General features: G+C 70.0%; 13 protein-coding genes. 7 read left to right on the top strand and 6 right to left on the bottom strand.

Going from position 1 to position 15,870, the window contains the following annotated elements; genetic code table 11:
• Nucleotides 1–30 precede the first annotated feature (30 nt).
• Entirely contained in the window at nt 31–1,305 is a 1,275-nt protein-coding gene (gene purD / locus ACZ7OU_RS07730; RefSeq protein ID WP_470240390.1) for a phosphoribosylamine--glycine ligase, read from the bottom strand.
• 706 nt (nt 1,306–2,011) lie between these two features.
• On the opposite strand from purD, the gene ACZ7OU_RS07725 reads away from it, so the two are divergent.
• The 3 genes from ACZ7OU_RS07725 to ACZ7OU_RS07715 all read left to right on the top strand — a co-directional run bounded on the left by ACZ7OU_RS07725 (nt 2,012) and on the right by ACZ7OU_RS07715 (nt 5,745).
• Entirely contained in the window at nt 2,012–3,163 is a 1,152-nt protein-coding gene (locus ACZ7OU_RS07725; RefSeq protein ID WP_470254568.1) for a glycerophosphodiester phosphodiesterase, read from the top strand.
• A 40-nt stretch (nt 3,164–3,203) separates the two neighbouring features.
• Nucleotides 3,204–4,124 (top strand): serine hydrolase domain-containing protein, encoded by a 921-nt coding sequence (locus tag ACZ7OU_RS07720; RefSeq protein WP_470254567.1) that lies wholly within the window; start codon nt 3,204–3,206, stop codon nt 4,122–4,124.
• Nucleotides 4,125–4,194: 70 nt separating this feature from the next.
• Nucleotides 4,195–5,745 (top strand): amino acid permease, encoded by a 1,551-nt coding sequence (locus ACZ7OU_RS07715; protein ID WP_470240387.1) that lies wholly within the window; start codon nt 4,195–4,197, stop codon nt 5,743–5,745.
• A gap of 63 nt (nt 5,746–5,808) precedes the next feature.
• Here ACZ7OU_RS07715 and ACZ7OU_RS07710 read toward each other — a convergent pair whose 3' ends face one another.
• Both ACZ7OU_RS07710 and ACZ7OU_RS07705 read right to left on the bottom strand, forming a co-directional pair.
• The gene (locus ACZ7OU_RS07710) at nt 5,809–6,678 is read right to left on the bottom strand and encodes a hypothetical protein (protein WP_470254566.1); all 870 of its coding nucleotides are present in this window, start codon (nt 6,676–6,678) and stop codon (nt 5,809–5,811) included.
• A 19-nt stretch (nt 6,679–6,697) separates the two neighbouring features.
• Nucleotides 6,698–7,804 carry an OmpA family protein gene (locus tag ACZ7OU_RS07705; RefSeq protein ID WP_470254565.1) on the bottom strand — a complete coding sequence of 369 codons (1,107 nt, stop codon included), beginning with the start codon at nt 7,802–7,804 and terminating at the stop codon, nt 6,698–6,700.
• A 476-nt stretch (nt 7,805–8,280) separates the two neighbouring features.
• On the opposite strand from ACZ7OU_RS07705, the gene ACZ7OU_RS07700 reads away from it, so the two are divergent.
• Together ACZ7OU_RS07700 and ACZ7OU_RS07695 are read left to right on the top strand one after the other, a co-directional pair.
• Nucleotides 8,281–9,750: a carbohydrate kinase family protein gene (locus tag ACZ7OU_RS07700; protein WP_470254564.1), complete on the top strand. Its 1,470-nt coding sequence runs from the start codon at nt 8,281–8,283 to the stop codon at nt 9,748–9,750.
• A complete protein-coding gene (locus tag ACZ7OU_RS07695; protein WP_470254563.1) occupies nt 9,747–10,454 on the top strand; it encodes a GTP cyclohydrolase II in 708 nt (235 codons plus the stop codon). Before ACZ7OU_RS07700 ends, ACZ7OU_RS07695 begins: the two co-directional genes overlap by 4 nt.
• 108 nt (nt 10,455–10,562) lie before the next feature.
• Here ACZ7OU_RS07695 and ACZ7OU_RS07690 read toward each other — a convergent pair whose 3' ends face one another.
• Complete coding sequence (locus tag ACZ7OU_RS07690) at nt 10,563–11,804, bottom strand: MFS transporter (protein ID WP_470254562.1); 1,242 nt, start codon at nt 11,802–11,804, stop codon at nt 10,563–10,565.
• Nucleotides 11,805–11,954: 150 nt separating this feature from the next.
• Between ACZ7OU_RS07690 and ACZ7OU_RS07685 the strand changes: the two genes are divergently transcribed.
• Entirely contained in the window at nt 11,955–13,589 is a 1,635-nt protein-coding gene (locus tag ACZ7OU_RS07685) for a Na+/H+ antiporter (RefSeq protein WP_470254561.1), read from the top strand.
• Between the two features lie 15 nt (nt 13,590–13,604).
• Here the strand turns inward: ACZ7OU_RS07685 and ACZ7OU_RS07680 are convergent, their stop codons facing one another.
• Nucleotides 13,605–13,829, bottom strand: a complete 225-nt coding sequence (locus ACZ7OU_RS07680) for a hypothetical protein (protein WP_470254559.1) — start codon at nt 13,827–13,829, stop codon at nt 13,605–13,607.
• A gap of 196 nt (nt 13,830–14,025) precedes the next feature.
• Here ACZ7OU_RS07680 and ACZ7OU_RS07675 point away from each other — a divergent pair, with 196 nt between their 5' ends.
• The gene (locus ACZ7OU_RS07675) at nt 14,026–14,523 is read left to right on the top strand and encodes an OsmC family protein (protein WP_470240384.1); all 498 of its coding nucleotides are present in this window, start codon (nt 14,026–14,028) and stop codon (nt 14,521–14,523) included.
• An 11-nt stretch (nt 14,524–14,534) separates the two neighbouring features.
• On the opposite strand, the gene ACZ7OU_RS07670 is transcribed toward ACZ7OU_RS07675, so the two are convergent.
• Nucleotides 14,535–15,821, bottom strand: coding sequence for an adenylosuccinate synthase (locus ACZ7OU_RS07670; RefSeq protein WP_470254558.1), 1,287 nt, complete (start codon nt 15,819–15,821; stop codon nt 14,535–14,537).
• Between the last annotated feature and the right edge of the window lie 49 nt (nt 15,822–15,870).

The following is a 15,870-nucleotide window of genomic DNA, read 5'->3' as shown; positions in this document are numbered from 1 at the left end:
GACGAACATCGTCCCCCGCCGGTTCCCGGATCAGGCGCGCTGTTTGGCCGTCGGGGCGCCGACCTCGCCGTTCGCCGCCTTGAGCGCGATGTCCGTGCGGTGGTGCGAGCCCGCGAGGTGGACCTTCTCGACGGTCTCGTACGCGTGCTTGCGCGCCGACTTGAGCGTCTTGCCGGTGCCGACCACCGAGAGCACGCGGCCGCCGGAGGAGACCACGGCGCCGTCGTCGCGACGGCGGGTGCCCGCGTGCAGCACGCCTTCCAGTTCGGCGCCGCCGATGATGTCGCCGGTGCGCGGCTTGCCCGGGTAGCCGTCGGCGGCGATCACGACGGTGACCGCGGCGCCGCCCGCCCACTCCAGCGGCGGGTGCTCGGCGAGCTTGCCGGTGGCGGTGGCGAGCATCAGCCCGGCGATCGGGGTGCGCAGCAGGGCCAGCACGACCTGCGTCTCCGGGTCGCCGAAGCGGCAGTTGAACTCGATGACCTGCGGGCCGTCCGAGGTCAGCGCGAGCCCGGCGTAGAGCAGGCCGGAGAACGACGCGCCGCGCGCGACCAGCTCGTCGGCGACCGGCTGGACGACCTTCTCGACCAGCTCGTCGACGAGGTTCTCGGGCGCCCAGGGCAGCGGCGCGTAGGCACCCATGCCGCCGGTGTTCGGGCCGGCGTCGTCGTCACCGACGCGCTTGAAGTCCTGTGCGGGCAGCAGCGGGACGACGGTGTGGCCGTCGACGAAGCAGAACAGCGACGCCTCCGGACCGTCCAAAAAGGACTCCAGGAGGACCGGGTGACCGCCGTCGAGCAGCATGATGGCGTGCTTGCGCGCGACGTCGTAGTCGGTCGTGACGACGACGCCCTTGCCGGCGGCGAGGCCGTCGTCCTTGACCACCCAGGTCGGGCCGAAGCGGGCGAGCGCGGCGTCGAGGCGGGCCGGGTTGTCGACCACCTCGCTGCGCGCGGTCGGCACGTTCGCCGCGGCCATGACGTCCTTCGCGAACGCCTTCGAACCTTCGATGCGGGCCGCCGCGGCCGAGGGGCCGAAGCAGGCGATGCCGGCCTTGCGGACGGCATCGGCGACACCGGCGACGAGCGGAACCTCGGGCCCGACCACGACGAGGTCGGCCTGCCAGCTCTTCGCGAGGGCGGCGACCGCCTCGGGATCCGCCGCCTCGACACCGAGCTGCTCGGCCATGGCGGCCGTCCCGGCATTGCCGGGCGCGCAGGCCAGGGCGGTGACGGTGGGGTCGCCGGAGGCCGCGAGGACGAGGGCGTGCTCACGGGCGCCGGAGCCGATTACCAGTACGCGCACGCCGCACAGAGTATCCGGCCGTGTTCACCCCGGACATTTCGCCGTCCTCCGCCACCCGGCGTGAGCAGGGTTCCACGCGGTGTTCACGGGGCGCTACCGGCTGGTGACGGGCCTGGTTGCGACGGCCCGCACGGCCGTGCCGCGGGCCACACCCGCGTCGGCAGGAGTCCACAGGTCGCTCATCGGACTCGACCGCATACGGGCAGCGCTGGTTACGACGGCCCGCACTGCCCGAGCCCGGCAGCACCGCCGCCGGCCGCCGTTTACCGAGGCTCGAGACACGCGGCTCGCCCCGGCGAGAGGGCAGGCCGGGGCGAGCCGGCCGGCAGCCTGCAGCGCGAACGCCGAGCAGCCACCCTGCCACCCTGCCGCCGCGCATCGGCGAGGTGGCCAGTGCGCCGGGGCCGGAGCGGGTCACCGCTCGCCTGCGCAACGCGAGCGGCCAGCGGTGCGGGGTGGGCAGTCCGGCCGGCCGCGGTGCGATCGCCCGCGGCCCGCCGGTCGCTTGCAAGGCGAACCCCGCGTGGCACGCCCGCCGGCGTGCGCCACCCGCCCGGCCCGCGCCGTGCCGGAGGACACAGGCGCGTGCGCAGGAGTCCACGCGCCGTTTACCGGGGTGTTCGTCCAGATACGCACTTCGGACGCTTGCGACATCGAGGGTTGCACGGGTAGTCAGGGCACACCCTGTGTGAAAAGAGGTCACCAGATGAAGCGCAAACGTGTCGGCGTGCTGGCGCTCGCCGGACTGGCGTTGCTGAGCGTCACCGGACTGGCCGTCGGGTCGGCGAGCGCGTCCACCGTGCCGTCCGAAAGCGGGGGGTCCGCCGATGCGGCCGCGCACGGACGGGGCCACGATGACCCCGTGATCATCGGACACCGCGGCGCGCCCGGGTACCGGCCGGAGCACACCCTCGCCTCGTACGAGCTCGCCTACCGGATGGGCGTGAACTTCGTCGACGTCGACCTCGTGCCGACCAAGGACGGCCAGCTCGTCGCCCGGCACGAGCCGGAGATCAGCGGGACCACCGACGTCTCGAAGCACCCCGAGTTCGCGGACCGCAAGAAGACCCTGGTGATCGACGGCGTCCCGACGACCGGCTGGTTCACCCAGGACTTCACGCTCGCCGAGCTGAAGACGCTGCGCGCGGTCGAGCGGATCCCGGCGAACCGGCCGCACAACACGCTGTACAACGGGCGCTACCAGATCGCCACCTTCCAGGAGGTGCTCGACCTGACCAAGCGGCTCGGCAAGGAGCTGCACCGGACGCTCGGCACCTACCCCGAGGTCAAGCACTCGACGTTCTTCCAGTCGATCGGCAACCCGACCGAGCCGAAGCTCGTCGCGGCCCTCAAGAAGAACGGCCTCGACCGGCCGGACGCGCCGGCGATCATCCAGTCGTTCGAGGTGTCGAACCTGATCGCGCTCCACAAGCAGGTCCGGACGCCGCTGCTGCAGCTGACCTCCGCGAGCGGCGCCCCGGCGGACTTCGTCGCGAGCGGCGACAAGCGGACCTACGCCGACATCGTCTCGGCGAAGGGGCTGAAGGACGTCGCGAAGTACGCGAAGTACCTCGGGCCGGACAAGGCGCAGATCATCCCGCTCGACGCCGCCGGGAACCTGACCAAGCCGACCGCGATCGTCGCGGACGCGCACAAGGCGGGCCTGAAGGTGCAGCCGTACACGTTCCGGAACGAGAACCCGTTCCTGCCGGCGAACCTGCGCTCGTCGGCCGAGCCGGACGCCTACGGCGACGTCTTCACCGAGGAGGCCGCGTTCCTGAAGGCCGGCGTCGACGGCTTCTTCGCCGACCAGCCGGACACCGCCCTCGAGTCGCTGCACGCGTTCCTGGGCCGGTAAACACTTTGCCGTGACGGGCGCTTCCGTGGACGCTGAGTCCATGGAAGCGCCCTTTTCCGGTGTCGTGCTGGTCAGCCGCGGCGACGAGACGTTGCACGCCGAGGCGGCCGGGTACGCGCACATCGGTTACGCCGTCCGGAACACCGTCGACACCCGGTTCGCGATCGCCAGTGGCACCAAGGGGTTCACCGCTCTCGTCGTCATCGGCCTGGTCGCCGAGGGACACCTCGCACTGACGACGAAAGCCCGCGACATCCTCGGTGACGACCTGCCGCTGATCGACGACCGCGTCACGATCGAGCACCTGCTGACCCACACGTCCGGCATCGGCGACTTCTGCGACGACGAGAACCCGCCCGAGACCCCGCCCGGTCTCGTCACGTCGGCCGACTACCTCGTCGCGCTCGACGGGTTCCCGCAGCAGTTCCCGCCCGGCGAGCGGTTCCACTACAACAACGGCGCGTTCGCCGTCCTGGGCCTGATCGCCGAACGGGTCGCGGGCATACCTTTCGCGGACCTCGTCCGGACCCGCGTCACCGAGCCCGCGGGGATGACCGACACCGCGTTCCTCCGGTCGGACGCGCTCCCCGGCCGGACGGCCACCGGCTACCTGGAAGACGGCCGCACCAACGTGTTCAGCCTGCCGGTCGTGGGCTTCGGCGACGGCGGGATCTACAGCAGCGCGCCGGACTTCCGGAAGTTCTGGCCCGCCCTGCTCGACGGCCGGATCGTGCCGCGCGAGTGGGCCGACCGGGCGCTGCGCCCGCACGTGGACGGCTACGGGCTCGGCTTCTGGCTGCCGCGGCCGGGTGTGCTCCGGCTGGAGGGCGGCGACCACGGCGTGACGTTCGTGAGCCTGCACCAGCCGTCCTCCGGCATCACCGCGACGCTGATCTCGAACGACCACCGTGGTGGCGGGCCCCGGCTGCGGCGGCTGGACGAGTTCTTGACGAAGGCTTGACACCCTCCGGGACCGGGGCTACTTTCGGCGAATTCAATGGTCTGGCCGCATACCTTTCAAGAGGTGCCCGATGGACGTTTCCGACCAGCAGACCACTCCCGACCACGACCCCGCCCACGATGACGACAGCGCGCGCCTCCACCAGCTCGGCTACGCGCAGGAGCTCAAGCGGACGATGTCGGGGTTCTCGAACTTCGCCGTCTCGTTCACCATCATCTCCATCCTGTCCGGCTGCCTGACGCTCTACGGGTTCGGCATGAAGACGGGCGGCCCGGCCGCGATGATCTGGGGCTGGCCACTGGTCGGGGTGTTCGTCATCCTGGTCGGTCTCGGCATGGCCGAGGTCTGCTCCAGCTACCCGACCGCGGGCGGGCTGTACTACTGGGCCGCGAGGCTGGCCCGGAAGAACGGCGCGGCGTGGTCGTGGTTCACCGGCTGGTTCAACCTCGTCGGGCAGATCGCCGTCACCGCGGGCATCGACTTCGGCGCGGCGCTGTTCCTCAACGCGTTCCTCGACCTGCAGTGGGGCTTCGCGGCGACGCCGGGCCACACGATCCTGCTGCTCGCGATCATCCTCGTGGTGCACGGCCTGCTGAACACCTTCGGCGTCCGGATCGTCGCGATCCTCAACAACGTCAGCGTGTGGTGGCACCTCATCGGCGTGCTGGTGATCGTGGGCGTGCTGGTCTTCGTGCCGGCCAAGCACCAGGACGCGTCGTTCGTCTTCGGCAGCTTCGTCAACCAGACGGGCTGGGGTTCGGCGTTCTACGTCTTCGCGCTCGGGTTGCTGGTCGCGCAGTACACGCTCACTGGCTACGACGCGTCGGCGCACATGACCGAGGAGACGAAGAGTGCGGCGACGGCCGGGCCGCGCGGCATCGTGATGTCGATCGTCGTCTCGCTCGTCGCGGGCTGGATCCTGCTGATCGGCCTGACGTTCGCGATCCAGGACTACGCCGGCGAGGTCGGCTCGTCCACCGGCGTCCCGCCCGCGCAGATCTTCATCGACGCCACCGGCGCGGTCACCGGCAAGTTCCTGCTGCTGATCTGCATCGGTGCGCAGCTGTTCTGCGGGATGGCTTCGGTGACGGCCAACTCGCGGATGATCTACGCGTTCGCGCGGGACGGCGCGATCCCGGGGTCGAACTTCTGGCACAAGATCAACAAGCGCACGCAGACCCCGACCAACGCCGTCTGGCTGGGTGCGGGTGGCGCGCTGATCCTGGCGCTGCCGTACCTGTGGAGCTACACCGCTTACAGCGCGGTGACGTCCATCGCCGTCGTCGGCCTGTACGTCGCTTACGTGATCCCGGTGTTCCTGCGCGTCCGCCTGGGCGACAGCTTCGAGCGCGGGCCGTGGCACCTCGGACGCTGGGGCAAGCCGGTCGGCATCATCGCGACGACGTGGGTCGTCCTGATCTTCGTGCTGTTCATGCTCCCGCAGGCGTCGCCGGTGACGGTGGACTCGTTCAACTACACGCCGATCGCGTTCCTCGTGGTCCTCGGCGGCGCGGCGCTGTGGTGGGTGCTCTCGGCCCACAAGTGGTTCAAGGGCCCCAAGGTCCAGGGTTCGGAGGCCGAGCTCGCGGCCGTCGAAAAGGAACTGAAGGACCTCGGCTGACGCTCGGCGAGAGGTCTTGGTGAGGGAGTCCGCCTCGGTCGACTCCCTCACCAAGACACGCGCTCACTCGGCGGACGCGGGGTGGGTGTCCTCCCGTTCGGCGCGGCGGCGCAGCAGATCGTACTGACACCCCAGCTCGTAGGCCTGGTCCTCGTACTCGCGCTTGGCGGCCAGGTGCGGCCGGACGCAATCGCTGTAATGGCGCAGGTCGTCCTGCTCCAGAGAGCCGTCGCGGAAGGCCGTCCAGAACACCAGCGTCGCCGACACGACCATGACGAGCGCGACGAGCACCGCCATCAGCAGGGCGAGGCCGTTCATCCCGGACAACAGTCCCTCGGTGGAGACCCGGACGAACATCACCACGCCCATCAGGCCCACCAGCAGCCCGACGGTGAGCAGGCTCAGCTTGGCGCCGGTGGATAGCTTTCTCCACTCCAACTGGCGGCGGTGGTTCTTGTGCTGACGCTGGTTGTGGCCCAGATGGTGCAACGCGGTGGCGGCGCCGACGGTGGCCAGCACCGAGATCACCACGCTGATGAGCAGTGGCAGCCCGAGCGGAGCCGTCCAGTCGACGTTGAACACCGAGCTGGCCAGCCACAGCATGATCGGCAGGTCGACGACGGTGACGGTCAGCAGGGTCAGCACCCGGGTGAGCCGGTTGACGCGGCGGTGACGCAGGCTGCCGCGCACCTGTTCCAGCTCGATCAGCCCGTCGAGGAGGTCGGCCCTGGCGTCGGCTTCGGCTACCGTCAGATTCTGCCCGTGCGGGCCGACGACGTGGTCGTCCATCGCCCGCTCGGCCAGGTAGCGCAGTTCCCGGATCCGGGCGAGCAGCCGGTCCTCGGCCGCCGAGGAGCCCCCGGCGTACTCCCGCTCCCGCGGGCGTCGCGGCTGCGGGAGCGGCAGGTTGCGCGTCTCGTCGCTGCTGGTCATGGCGGTACCTCCTCGTCTGCTAGTAAGCGATCTCCACTCGTCGCATCGCGGCTGCCGCGGCCTCGTCGAACCGGCCGCCCACCATCGCCGTCCGGCCGGGCTGGGTGCCGACCCCGGCTACGTCGAGCCGCTGGCGAACCCCGGCCTGGCCGAGCGCGTCGGACACCGCGTGGGCGCGCTGGTCGGCGAGTGCCTGGCGGCCGGCCGCGGTCGACCCCGGCGGATCGGCGGCGTAGCCCCGGACGTTCACCACCGCACCGGGCCTACCCGCCAACCGCGCGGTGATGCTCCCGGCAAGGGTGCGCAGCAGTTCCCGGGCACCCGGGGACAGCACCGCGGAATCCCCCGAGAACCCGAGCGCGCTGTCGGACACGGTGGTGCTGACCTGGCCGGCGGGCCCGACCACCGACGTCACGCCGGGCACGGGCACGGCCGGCGTGGCGACCGTGGCGTGCGGCGGTTCGCCGGGGACGCGCTTGTCATCGAAGTCGCAGCCGGCGGCCCGAGCGCCTGCGCAGATCGCCTGCCAGTACTGCAGGAGCTTGTCGTGGGCGGGGCCGGGCAGGGGCGGCTGCGCGCCGGCGACACTGCCGAGCCCGGTGAACAGCACGTGCCAGTTCTCGAGGTGCGGCAACGCGTTCTTGGCGGCCAGCTGGCTCGCGACCGTCTTCGGCTGGGCGTCCCAGCCGACCTGCCGCAGGTCGAAGGCCCCCGCCGTGCTCAGCCCGCTGCTCACCACGATCAGCCAACCGGGAGCAACCCCGCGGACAGCGGCGTCGATGCCGCCGAGTAGATCGAGCCCGGGCCGCGCGGCGGCGGTGGCCGCGACCGCGTCGGCAACGGTCTGGATGTTGCGCTCGATGAGTGACGGCCGTTGCAGCCCGTGCTCCAGCGATCCGTCGGCTCGTCTCGGCGTCAGGACGACCTGGCGCGAGTCGATGCCGTCGGCGGCCGCGACGAGCGCGACACTGCTCTTGCCGTCGCCACGCGCAGAGGCGTTTCCGCTGTTCGCGGCGTCGATGAGGATCTTGCGGGCCGCGTCGGCAAGGGCGGGCCGAGGCTCATTCGCGGTGGCGCTGGAGACGATGATGACTTGGTCTCCGCCAGTGGGGTCGGCCGCCTTCAATGGAAGGGCGCACCCGGCGACTGACAGCGCGAGCAATCCCAGGGCGGCAATTGCCAGATTCCGTCGGGTCCCGAAGTCGATCAGTGCAGCTTCCTGCGGAATCCGCAGCGCGGACGCCGTGCGAGTGGGACTGCTTTCGTGGCCTGAACCGAAGTTGCAGGGCTTCATGGCGACCTCCTTGGGGCCGATGAGGCAACCCAAGAGTGACATTTGCCGAGTAACGATGTCAATTGACGTTGCGATAACGAAGACGGGCGCTCCCGGCTCACACCTCGACGCCCTCTCGCTGAGGAGTCAAACACCACTCGAAGCCGGGGAGTCGTGACCTGAACGGACTAGCAGAGGAGGTACCCTCGCCGCGGCAGATGAACCGATCGTGACGAGCACCCGTGCATCTGCCATGGAATCACCCAGAGTTTGTCCAACAAGTGTCATCTTGGAGACGTCAAATGGCAGTAGAAGGGTAGGCTGGGCTGATGGCGAAGCCCGACGCCGCCGTCGAGGGCGTCCGAAACGTCTTCCTCAAGCTGCGCACCCGCAGCGGCCTCAATGTCGAGCGGCTCAGCGCGACGGAGGTCGACGTCGTGCTGCTCGCCGACCTGCCCGTCGTGCGCCGGTACGCGCGTGAGCGCGCCGTGTCCACCGACCAGGCCATCGTCGACGTCGTCACCCGCGTCACGGCCGATCTCGAGCCGACCGACCGGCTGATCGTCGACGCGGCGCTCTCCCTGGGCGTGCTCGGCGACCTGCTCTCCGATCGGCCGAAGCTGCGCGGGCTGTATGCCGAGGACCTCGGCGAGCGACGCAATGCGCTCGCCCAGCACTGGGAGGCATTCCACCGCCTGCTCGGCGTGACCGGGATTCCCCCGGCGCCGACCGTGCGCACCCTGCGCGGCTCGGTCGAGGCACGCGCGCTCGTCCGGCTCGCCGAGCGCTGCGTGCATAGTCCGGAAGCACTGCTGGAGCCGGCTGCCGGTTCCCACGAGCCCAGCGACTCGATCGTCGTGGTCGGGGGCGCGGTGACGGACGTGGTCGTGGTCTCCGACGAGCTACCCGGAATCAGTGCCGCGGTGCAGGCGACCTCGTTCGAGGAGCACCCCGGGGGCAAGGGGCTCAACCTGGCGGTCGCCGCGCGGCGGTTCGGCCTCCGTGCGCGGCTCTGCGCCGCCATCGGGGGCGACGAGGCCGCACGCGAGCTCACTCGCTACATGCAGCAAGAAGGCCTCTCGACCGAGCTGATCCGGACGACGCCGGGCGAGGCGAACCCGCGGGCCCTGATGCTCGTTACACAAAAGGGTGAAACCCGTTATTTAGGCTGGATGAACGCGGGTAAGGTCTCGCTGTCCACTACGGAATTCGAACAACCGCGCACGAAACAAGCAATCGCCGAAGCCGATGCGGTCATGGTCACCTTGGAACCACCGGTGGAAACGGTTCAATGGGCGCTCGAAACGGCCACCCAGCAATCGCCGAAACCGCTGGTTCTTTTGCAGGCTTCGCCCCCCATGGCAACGCCGCAACAGCTTTACCGGTATCTTCACGGCGTCGATTACCTCGTCGGCCGTGAAGGCGAATTGCGCGGGCTGCTGTCCTATCCGGACCGCCCCGACACGGTCGACGCGCTGGCTGAGGAACTGCTCACCCTAGGCGTGGAGACAGTCTGTGTGGTGGAGAACTTCGGCGCCAAGATCCGGTCCCGGACGCGATCCAGGGACATCGAGGGCCCGAACGTTCCGCTCGAAGACACGCCTGGGGCCCGCGAAGCTTTTTCCGCGGCCCTGACTTTCCAACTCCTCAAGGACGGCGGAGATCTGACTTGGGAGGCCCTCGAATGGGCGATCCAGGCCATGACCGCCAACCTCACGATCGAGGAGATCACCGACTCCATGCCCGGCACCGAAGACGTCGACCGGCTGTGGAGGAAATCCGACATGGAGAACCCGTGACCGAGGTCGTGGAGCACAGATTGCAGGATTCGGACGGCGATTTCCGGGTCGTCGTCCTCGGCGGTACCGAACAGTTCAATCCGGCGTGCGCGGCGGTGTTCGGCGAACCGCGGGACGGATGCCTCGTGCGGATCCAGTCCCGGTGCCTCTACGGCGAAATATTCGGGTCCACCAACTGTGACTGCCTTTACCAGCTGGACAAGTCGCTCGAGGAGATCAAGCGGAACTCCGGGGTCCTCATCTATCTGGACCAGGAAGGCCGTGGTGCCGGTCTCCTGACGAAGGCGCGGGGATACCAGCTCTGCCAGGAGACCGGCATGGACACGTTCGCCGCGTACGCGGCATTGGAGCGCAAGGCCGACTCCCGGTCGTACCGGGACGCCGCGGCGTTGCTGAAGCAGCTGGGGCTCAAGGAAGTCACGCTGCTCACCAACAACCCCGGGAAGCTGGAAGGGCTCGAACTCGGCGAGATCAAGGTGCGGCCCCGACCGTTGCTCATCCGGGAGCCGGGAGAGCACACGCTCGCCTACCTGGTCGCCAAACGCGACAACCAGGAACACATGCTGTCCATCGCCGCGCGGCTGCGGTGGCGGGTCATCCGGTTCGCCGGATCACGCTGGATCAGCCCTCGCCGGGCCGCGCTGCGCAAGGCCGCGGCACACCCTGCCCAGCCGGTCAGCGCGTTGGATGAAACCGCTGCGTGAGTGCAAAGCGGGTCGTCTGACGGCCGGTGACGCCGGCGATGAACCAGGTCGCCGGCTCCGCCCCTGGGACAGCCGCGCCGGACTGTCCCGGGGGCGGACGGCACGCTTTCAGGTGGTGGCGGGCCGGGATTCGGTGACCGCCGGGGCGGTGTCCTGGGCCGGGCTTTGGCGGCCCGGGCGGACCACCGAGACCGCTACCGCACCCAGGGCGCCGACGGCGGCGAACGCGTAGAAGCCCCACGGGTACGCGATTCCGGCCGTCAGGAGCGCGCCGCCGAGGAGGGGGCCGGAGATCGCGCCGATGCGGCCGATGCCGGCGGACCAGCCGAGGCCGGTCGCGCGGATCGCGTCCGGGTAGATCCGGCCGATGTACGCGTACACCAGCACCTGCGCGCTGAACACGAAGCAGCCGGTCAGGAACACCGCCGCGTACAGCCCGACGGCGGGCAGCTTCACGCTCAACAGTGCCAGGAAGACGGCCCCCGCGACGAACCAGACGCGCGCCGACGGGCGGATGCCGACGCGGTCGGCGACCCGGCCCGCGACGAGCAGGCCGGCGATGCCGCCGAGGTTCAGCGTCAGCAGCAGACTGAGCGCCGCGCCGAGCGGGTACCCGGCCTGGCGCATGATCTCCGGCAGCCACGTGTTCAGCCCGTACACCAGCAGCAGCCCCATGAACGACGTCACCCAGAACGCGATCGTCGCGCGCAGCAGGCCGCCGCGGAACAGGCCGGCCACCGCGTGCCCGGCCGACCGCTCGGTCTCGCGGACCTGCTGGAACGTCTCCGACTCCGGCAGGAACTTCAGCATCAGCGGGATCAGCACGACCGCCGGGATCGCCCCGGCGACGAACATCGCGCGCCAGCCCAGCGGCGCGATCAGCACGATGCCGAGCAGCGCCGTGAGCACCGCGCCGACGTGGTAGCCGGTCATCACCGTGGTCGTCGCGCTGCCGGACTTGCCGCGGCGCGCGTACTCCGTGACGAGCGTGATGGCCGTCGGCAGGCAGCCGCCGAGGCCGAGCCCGGCGACGAACCGCAGCAGGCCGAAGACGAACGTCGACGGCGCGAAGGCGCACAGCAGCGTGCACAGCGAGAACAGCGTCACGGAGATGATCAGTGACTTCCGGCGGCCGATGACGTCGGTGATGGTGCCGATCGCCAGCCCGCCCAGCATCATCCCGGCCAGGCCGACGGTCGAGACGACCGACGCCGTGGCGGGCGTCAGGCCCCAGACGTGGTCGCGCAGCAGCACGGGCAGCACGGAGCCGAGGACGACCAGGTCGAACCCGTCGAGCAGGACGGCGGTCCAGGCCAGGGGCACGACCCAGGAGCGGGTGCCAGGGGACATGGGAGAACCTCCGGATGTGCGTCGGTGCACGGTTTCCGTACAGGTGTGCGGATTGCGCACAAGTATGCATGGGTGCTATGTCGCAATCCAGCTCACTTCCATTGGACGGAAGCCGAGCGCATGGCCTCTACCTGGGGAAAGATCACGCGCGTGGAGATCCTGACGCTGATGGGCGTGCTCGCCGGTTCGCTCGCGCTGACCGCGTTCGCCCGCCGCTACAACCTGTCCGCGCCGTTGCTGGTGGTGGTCGTCGCGCTCGGGGTCGCGCTGATCCCCGGCGTGCCGCGGCTGGAGCTGGAACCGGAGCTGATCCTCACGGTCGTGCTGCCGCCGCTGCTCTACTCGACGTCGCTCGAGAGCTCGGTGACGCACTTCAAGACGAACCTGCGGCCGATCGTCGCGCTCGGCGTGGTGCTGGTGGCGGTGACCGCGGTGGTCGTCGCCGTCGTCGTGCACCTGCTGCTGCCGGACGTGCCCTTCGCGTCGGCACTGGTCCTCGGCGCGGTGGTGGCGCCCCCGGACGCGGTGACGGCGGTGGCGATCGGGCGCAAGCTCGGGCTGCCGCGCCGGCTGATGGCCGTGCTGACCGGGGAGAGCCTGGTCAACGACGCCGCCGCGCTGACGCTGTACAAGGTCGCGCTCGCCGCGGTCGCGGGCACCGCCGGCTCGGCCGGGCACGGGTTCGCGGTGTTCGGCGTGGCGACGGTGCTGGGCATCGGGGTCGGCCTGGCGATCGGCGCGGCGGTCGTGCTGATCCGGCGATTGCTCGACGACCCGCTGCTGGAGTCGGCGTTCGGGATCATCGTGCCGTTCGGCGCGTACGTCCTCGCCGAGCACCTGCACCCATTCGGCCCGGAGTTCAGCGGGTCCGGCGTCCTGGCGGTCGTCGCCGCCGGGCTCTACCTCGGCGCGCGCTCGCTCTACGCGTCACCCGCGACGCGCATGCAGGACAGATCGGTGTGGGCGTCGATCGACGTCCTGCTGGAGGCGCTGGTGTTCGCGCTGATGGGGCTGCAGCTGCCGTTCGTGCTCGACGGCGCCCAGCACGCGGCCCGCGACAACGGGACGCTGGCGCTGGTCGCGGTGGTCGTGCTGCTGGTGACGATGGTGGTCCGGATCCCGGCGGTGTTCGTCTTCGCGTTCCTGCCGAGGGCGTTCCGGCTGTTCGGCCGCGGGCGCGCGACCCCGCCGTGGCGGTCGCTGGCGGTGCTTTCGTGGACGGGCATGCGCGGCGTCGTCACGCTGGCCGCGGCCGCCGGTGTCCCGGCCGGCACCCCGGGGCGAGAGGAGATCCAGCTGTTCGCGTTCGCGGTGGCGATCGGGACGGTGCTGATCCAGGGGCTGACGCTGCCGCCGCTGATCCGGGTGCTGAAGGTGCAGGACCCGTCGGAGGCATCCCGCGACGAGGCCGAAGAGCTGGCCGCGCGCGAAGTCGCGAAGAAGGCGGCGCACCAGCGGCTTCGGGAGATCAGCCGCGACCGGCTCGCGGAGCTGGACCTGCCGCCCGAGAAGGTCGAACAGCTGAAGGAGCGGCTGAAACGGCTCGTCGACACGCGCTACCGGTTCGCCGAAGCCACGATCAAGCTGTCCGGCGAGGACCGCTCCGGCACCCCGCAGGCCCAGTTCGCGAAGGCCCGGAAGGAACTCCTGATCGCCCAGCGCAAGGCGATGATCGACGAGAACCGCGCCGGCCGCCTCGACGACGACATCCTGCAGAAAGTGCTGCGCGAACTGGACCTCGAGGAGATGTCGGTGACGGCGGCGCTCACGAACCGGTTGAGCTGAGACCGGCACCGCGAGTCAGCGCCGGCGACCCAGAAGCCTTCTCAGGGACCGAAGACGGCGTCGCGGCTGGGTGGTGCCCGCTCGCAGGACCAGTTCGAGCACCGCGGCCTGCTGATCGACGTGCGCGAAACCCGGCGACGCGGTGACCGCGCGCCGCAGGTCCTCGGGATCGGCGGTGGCGGTGCGGAACCCGGCGACCAGGGTCACGTCGATCGGGCCTCGGCTGTGCGTTTCCGGCAAAGGGGGTCTCCTGCGGTGTGGCTGCGGTGTCCGTCCTCTCGTTATCGCGCTGTTACCGCGTGCGTTACCGCTCCCGCGTCGCCCGGTCGAGTGCTTCCGCATCCCGGACGCCGGTGCTCTCAGGACTTGAGAACCCGAGCGAGCGCTTTCAGAATCGCCCACTCTGTGGCGAAATGCCGATCACCGAGGAGCACCCATGTCGCTGACCGACGTCATCGAAGGCACCCGCAAGGCCGTCGACGCGGACCCGCACAACGCCGCCGTCTCCTTCAGCGTGGCCAACACCCTCAAGCCGGGGACCAGGACCGAAGTGCACGTCAAGGTCCGGGACCACGAGTTCGCCGTCGACGAGCCGCCCGCGCTCGGCGGGGCCGACCAGGCCGCCAACCCCGTCGAGTTCGCGCTCGCCGCCCTCGGGTCCTGCCAGGTCATCACCTACCAGTTCTGGGCGGCGAAGCGCGGCATCCCGCTCGACTCCGTCAAGGTCACCGTCGACGGCGACCTCGACCTGCACGGCTTCTTCGGCTTCTCCTTCAACACCCGCCCCGGTTTCGGGGACGTGCGCGTGTCCGTCGAACTGGAAGGGCCGGCGCCCCGGGAGCGCTACGAAGACCTCAAGCGCGAGGTCGACGAGCACTGCCCGGTGCTCGACCTGTTCCGCAACGAGACGCCGGTCAGCACGAAACTGACCTAGACGTACAGCGCCTATACAAACGTGTGCCGGACGATCGTCTGCTCGCGGCCCGGGCCGACGCCGATCGCCGAAATCCGGGCGCCCGACAGCTCTTCCAGGCGCTCGACGTACGCGCGCGCGTTCGCCGGGAGCTCCTCGAACGTGCGGCACGCCGAGATGTCCTCGAACCAGCCCGGGTGCTCTTCGTAGATCGGGATCGCGTGGTGCACGTCGGTCTGCGTCATCGGCATGTCCTGCGTGCGGAAGCCGTCGACCTCGTAGCCGACGCACACCGGCACCTTCTCCAGGCCGGACAGCACGTCCAGCTTGGTGAGGAAGTAGTCGGTGATGCCGTTGACGCGGACCGCGTAGCGCGCGATCACCGCGTCGAACCAGCCCGTGCGCCGCGAACGGCCGGTGGTGACGCCGAACTCGCCGCCCTGCTTGCGCAGGTACTCGCCGGACTCGTCGTGCAGCTCGGTCGGGAACGGGCCCGAGCCGACGCGGGTCGTGTACGCCTTGAGGATGCCGAGGACCGTGGTGATGCGGCCCGGGCCGATGCCCGACCCCGCGCTCGCGCCGCCGGACGTCGGGTTCGACGACGTCACGAACGGGTAGGTGCCGTGGTCGACGTCGAGCAGCGTGCCCTGGGAGCCCTCCAGCAGCACGGTTTCGCCGCGCTCGAGAGCCTGGTTGAGCTGCAGGCGCGTGTCGGCGATGCGGTGCGCGAACTTCTCGCCCGCGGCCAGCACCTCGTCGGCGACCTGGTCCGCCTCGAGTGCCTTGCGGTTGTAGACCTTCACCAGCACCTGGTTCTTGAACTCCAGCGCGGCTTCGACCTTCTGGCGGAAGATCTTCTCGTCGAGCAGGTCCTGCACGCGGACGCCGACGCGGGCGATCTTGTCCTGGTAGCACGGGCCGATGCCGCGGCCGGTGGTGCCGATCTTGCGGCTGCCGAGGTAGCGCTCGGTGACTTTGTCGATGGCCACGTGGTACGGCATGATCAAGTGCGCGTCGGCCGAGATCAGCAGCTTGGACGTGTCGACGTCCCGCGCTTCGAGGCCGGACAGCTCGTCGAGCAGCACACCCGGGTCGACCACCACGCCGTTGCCGATGACGTTCGTCACGCCGGGGGTGAGGATGCCGGACGGGATGAGGTGCAGGGCGAAGTTCTCGCCGTTCGGCAGGACGACCGTGTGACCGGCGTTGTTGCCACCCTGGTAACGGACGACCCACTGGACCCGGTCACCCATCAGGTCGGTGGCCTTGCCCTTGCCTTCGTCCCCCCATTGGGCACCGATGAGCACGATGGCCGGCATGTGACACTCCAAGGTGTTCGACGACGTGAGGTTTAGTGTCCCGGACGGA

The organism is Amycolatopsis sp. NPDC114505 (assembly GCF_055633615.1).
The sequence above is the reverse complement of the archived record's forward strand: the minus strand, read 5'-3'. Positions and strand labels throughout refer to the sequence as shown.

Excerpts from the sequence above, each read along its gene's own strand:
- ACZ7OU_RS07675 (WP_470240384.1), top strand. The coding sequence starts at position 14,026 with ATGTCGCTGACCGACGTCATCGAAGGCACCCGCAAGGCCGTCGACGCG.
- ACZ7OU_RS07710 (WP_470254566.1), bottom strand. The coding sequence starts at position 6,678 with ATGACCAGCAGCGACGAGACGCGCAACCTGCCGCTCCCGCAGCCGCGA.
- ACZ7OU_RS07670 (WP_470254558.1), bottom strand. The coding sequence starts at position 15,821 with ATGCCGGCCATCGTGCTCATCGGTGCCCAATGGGGGGACGAAGGCAAG.
- ACZ7OU_RS07720 (WP_470254567.1), top strand. The coding sequence starts at position 3,204 with ATGGAAGCGCCCTTTTCCGGTGTCGTGCTGGTCAGCCGCGGCGACGAG.
- ACZ7OU_RS07725 (WP_470254568.1), top strand. The coding sequence starts at position 2,012 with ATGAAGCGCAAACGTGTCGGCGTGCTGGCGCTCGCCGGACTGGCGTTG.
- ACZ7OU_RS07700 (WP_470254564.1), top strand. The coding sequence starts at position 8,281 with ATGGCGAAGCCCGACGCCGCCGTCGAGGGCGTCCGAAACGTCTTCCTC.
- ACZ7OU_RS07715 (WP_470240387.1), top strand. The coding sequence starts at position 4,195 with ATGGACGTTTCCGACCAGCAGACCACTCCCGACCACGACCCCGCCCAC.
- ACZ7OU_RS07690 (WP_470254562.1), bottom strand. The coding sequence starts at position 11,804 with ATGTCCCCTGGCACCCGCTCCTGGGTCGTGCCCCTGGCCTGGACCGCC.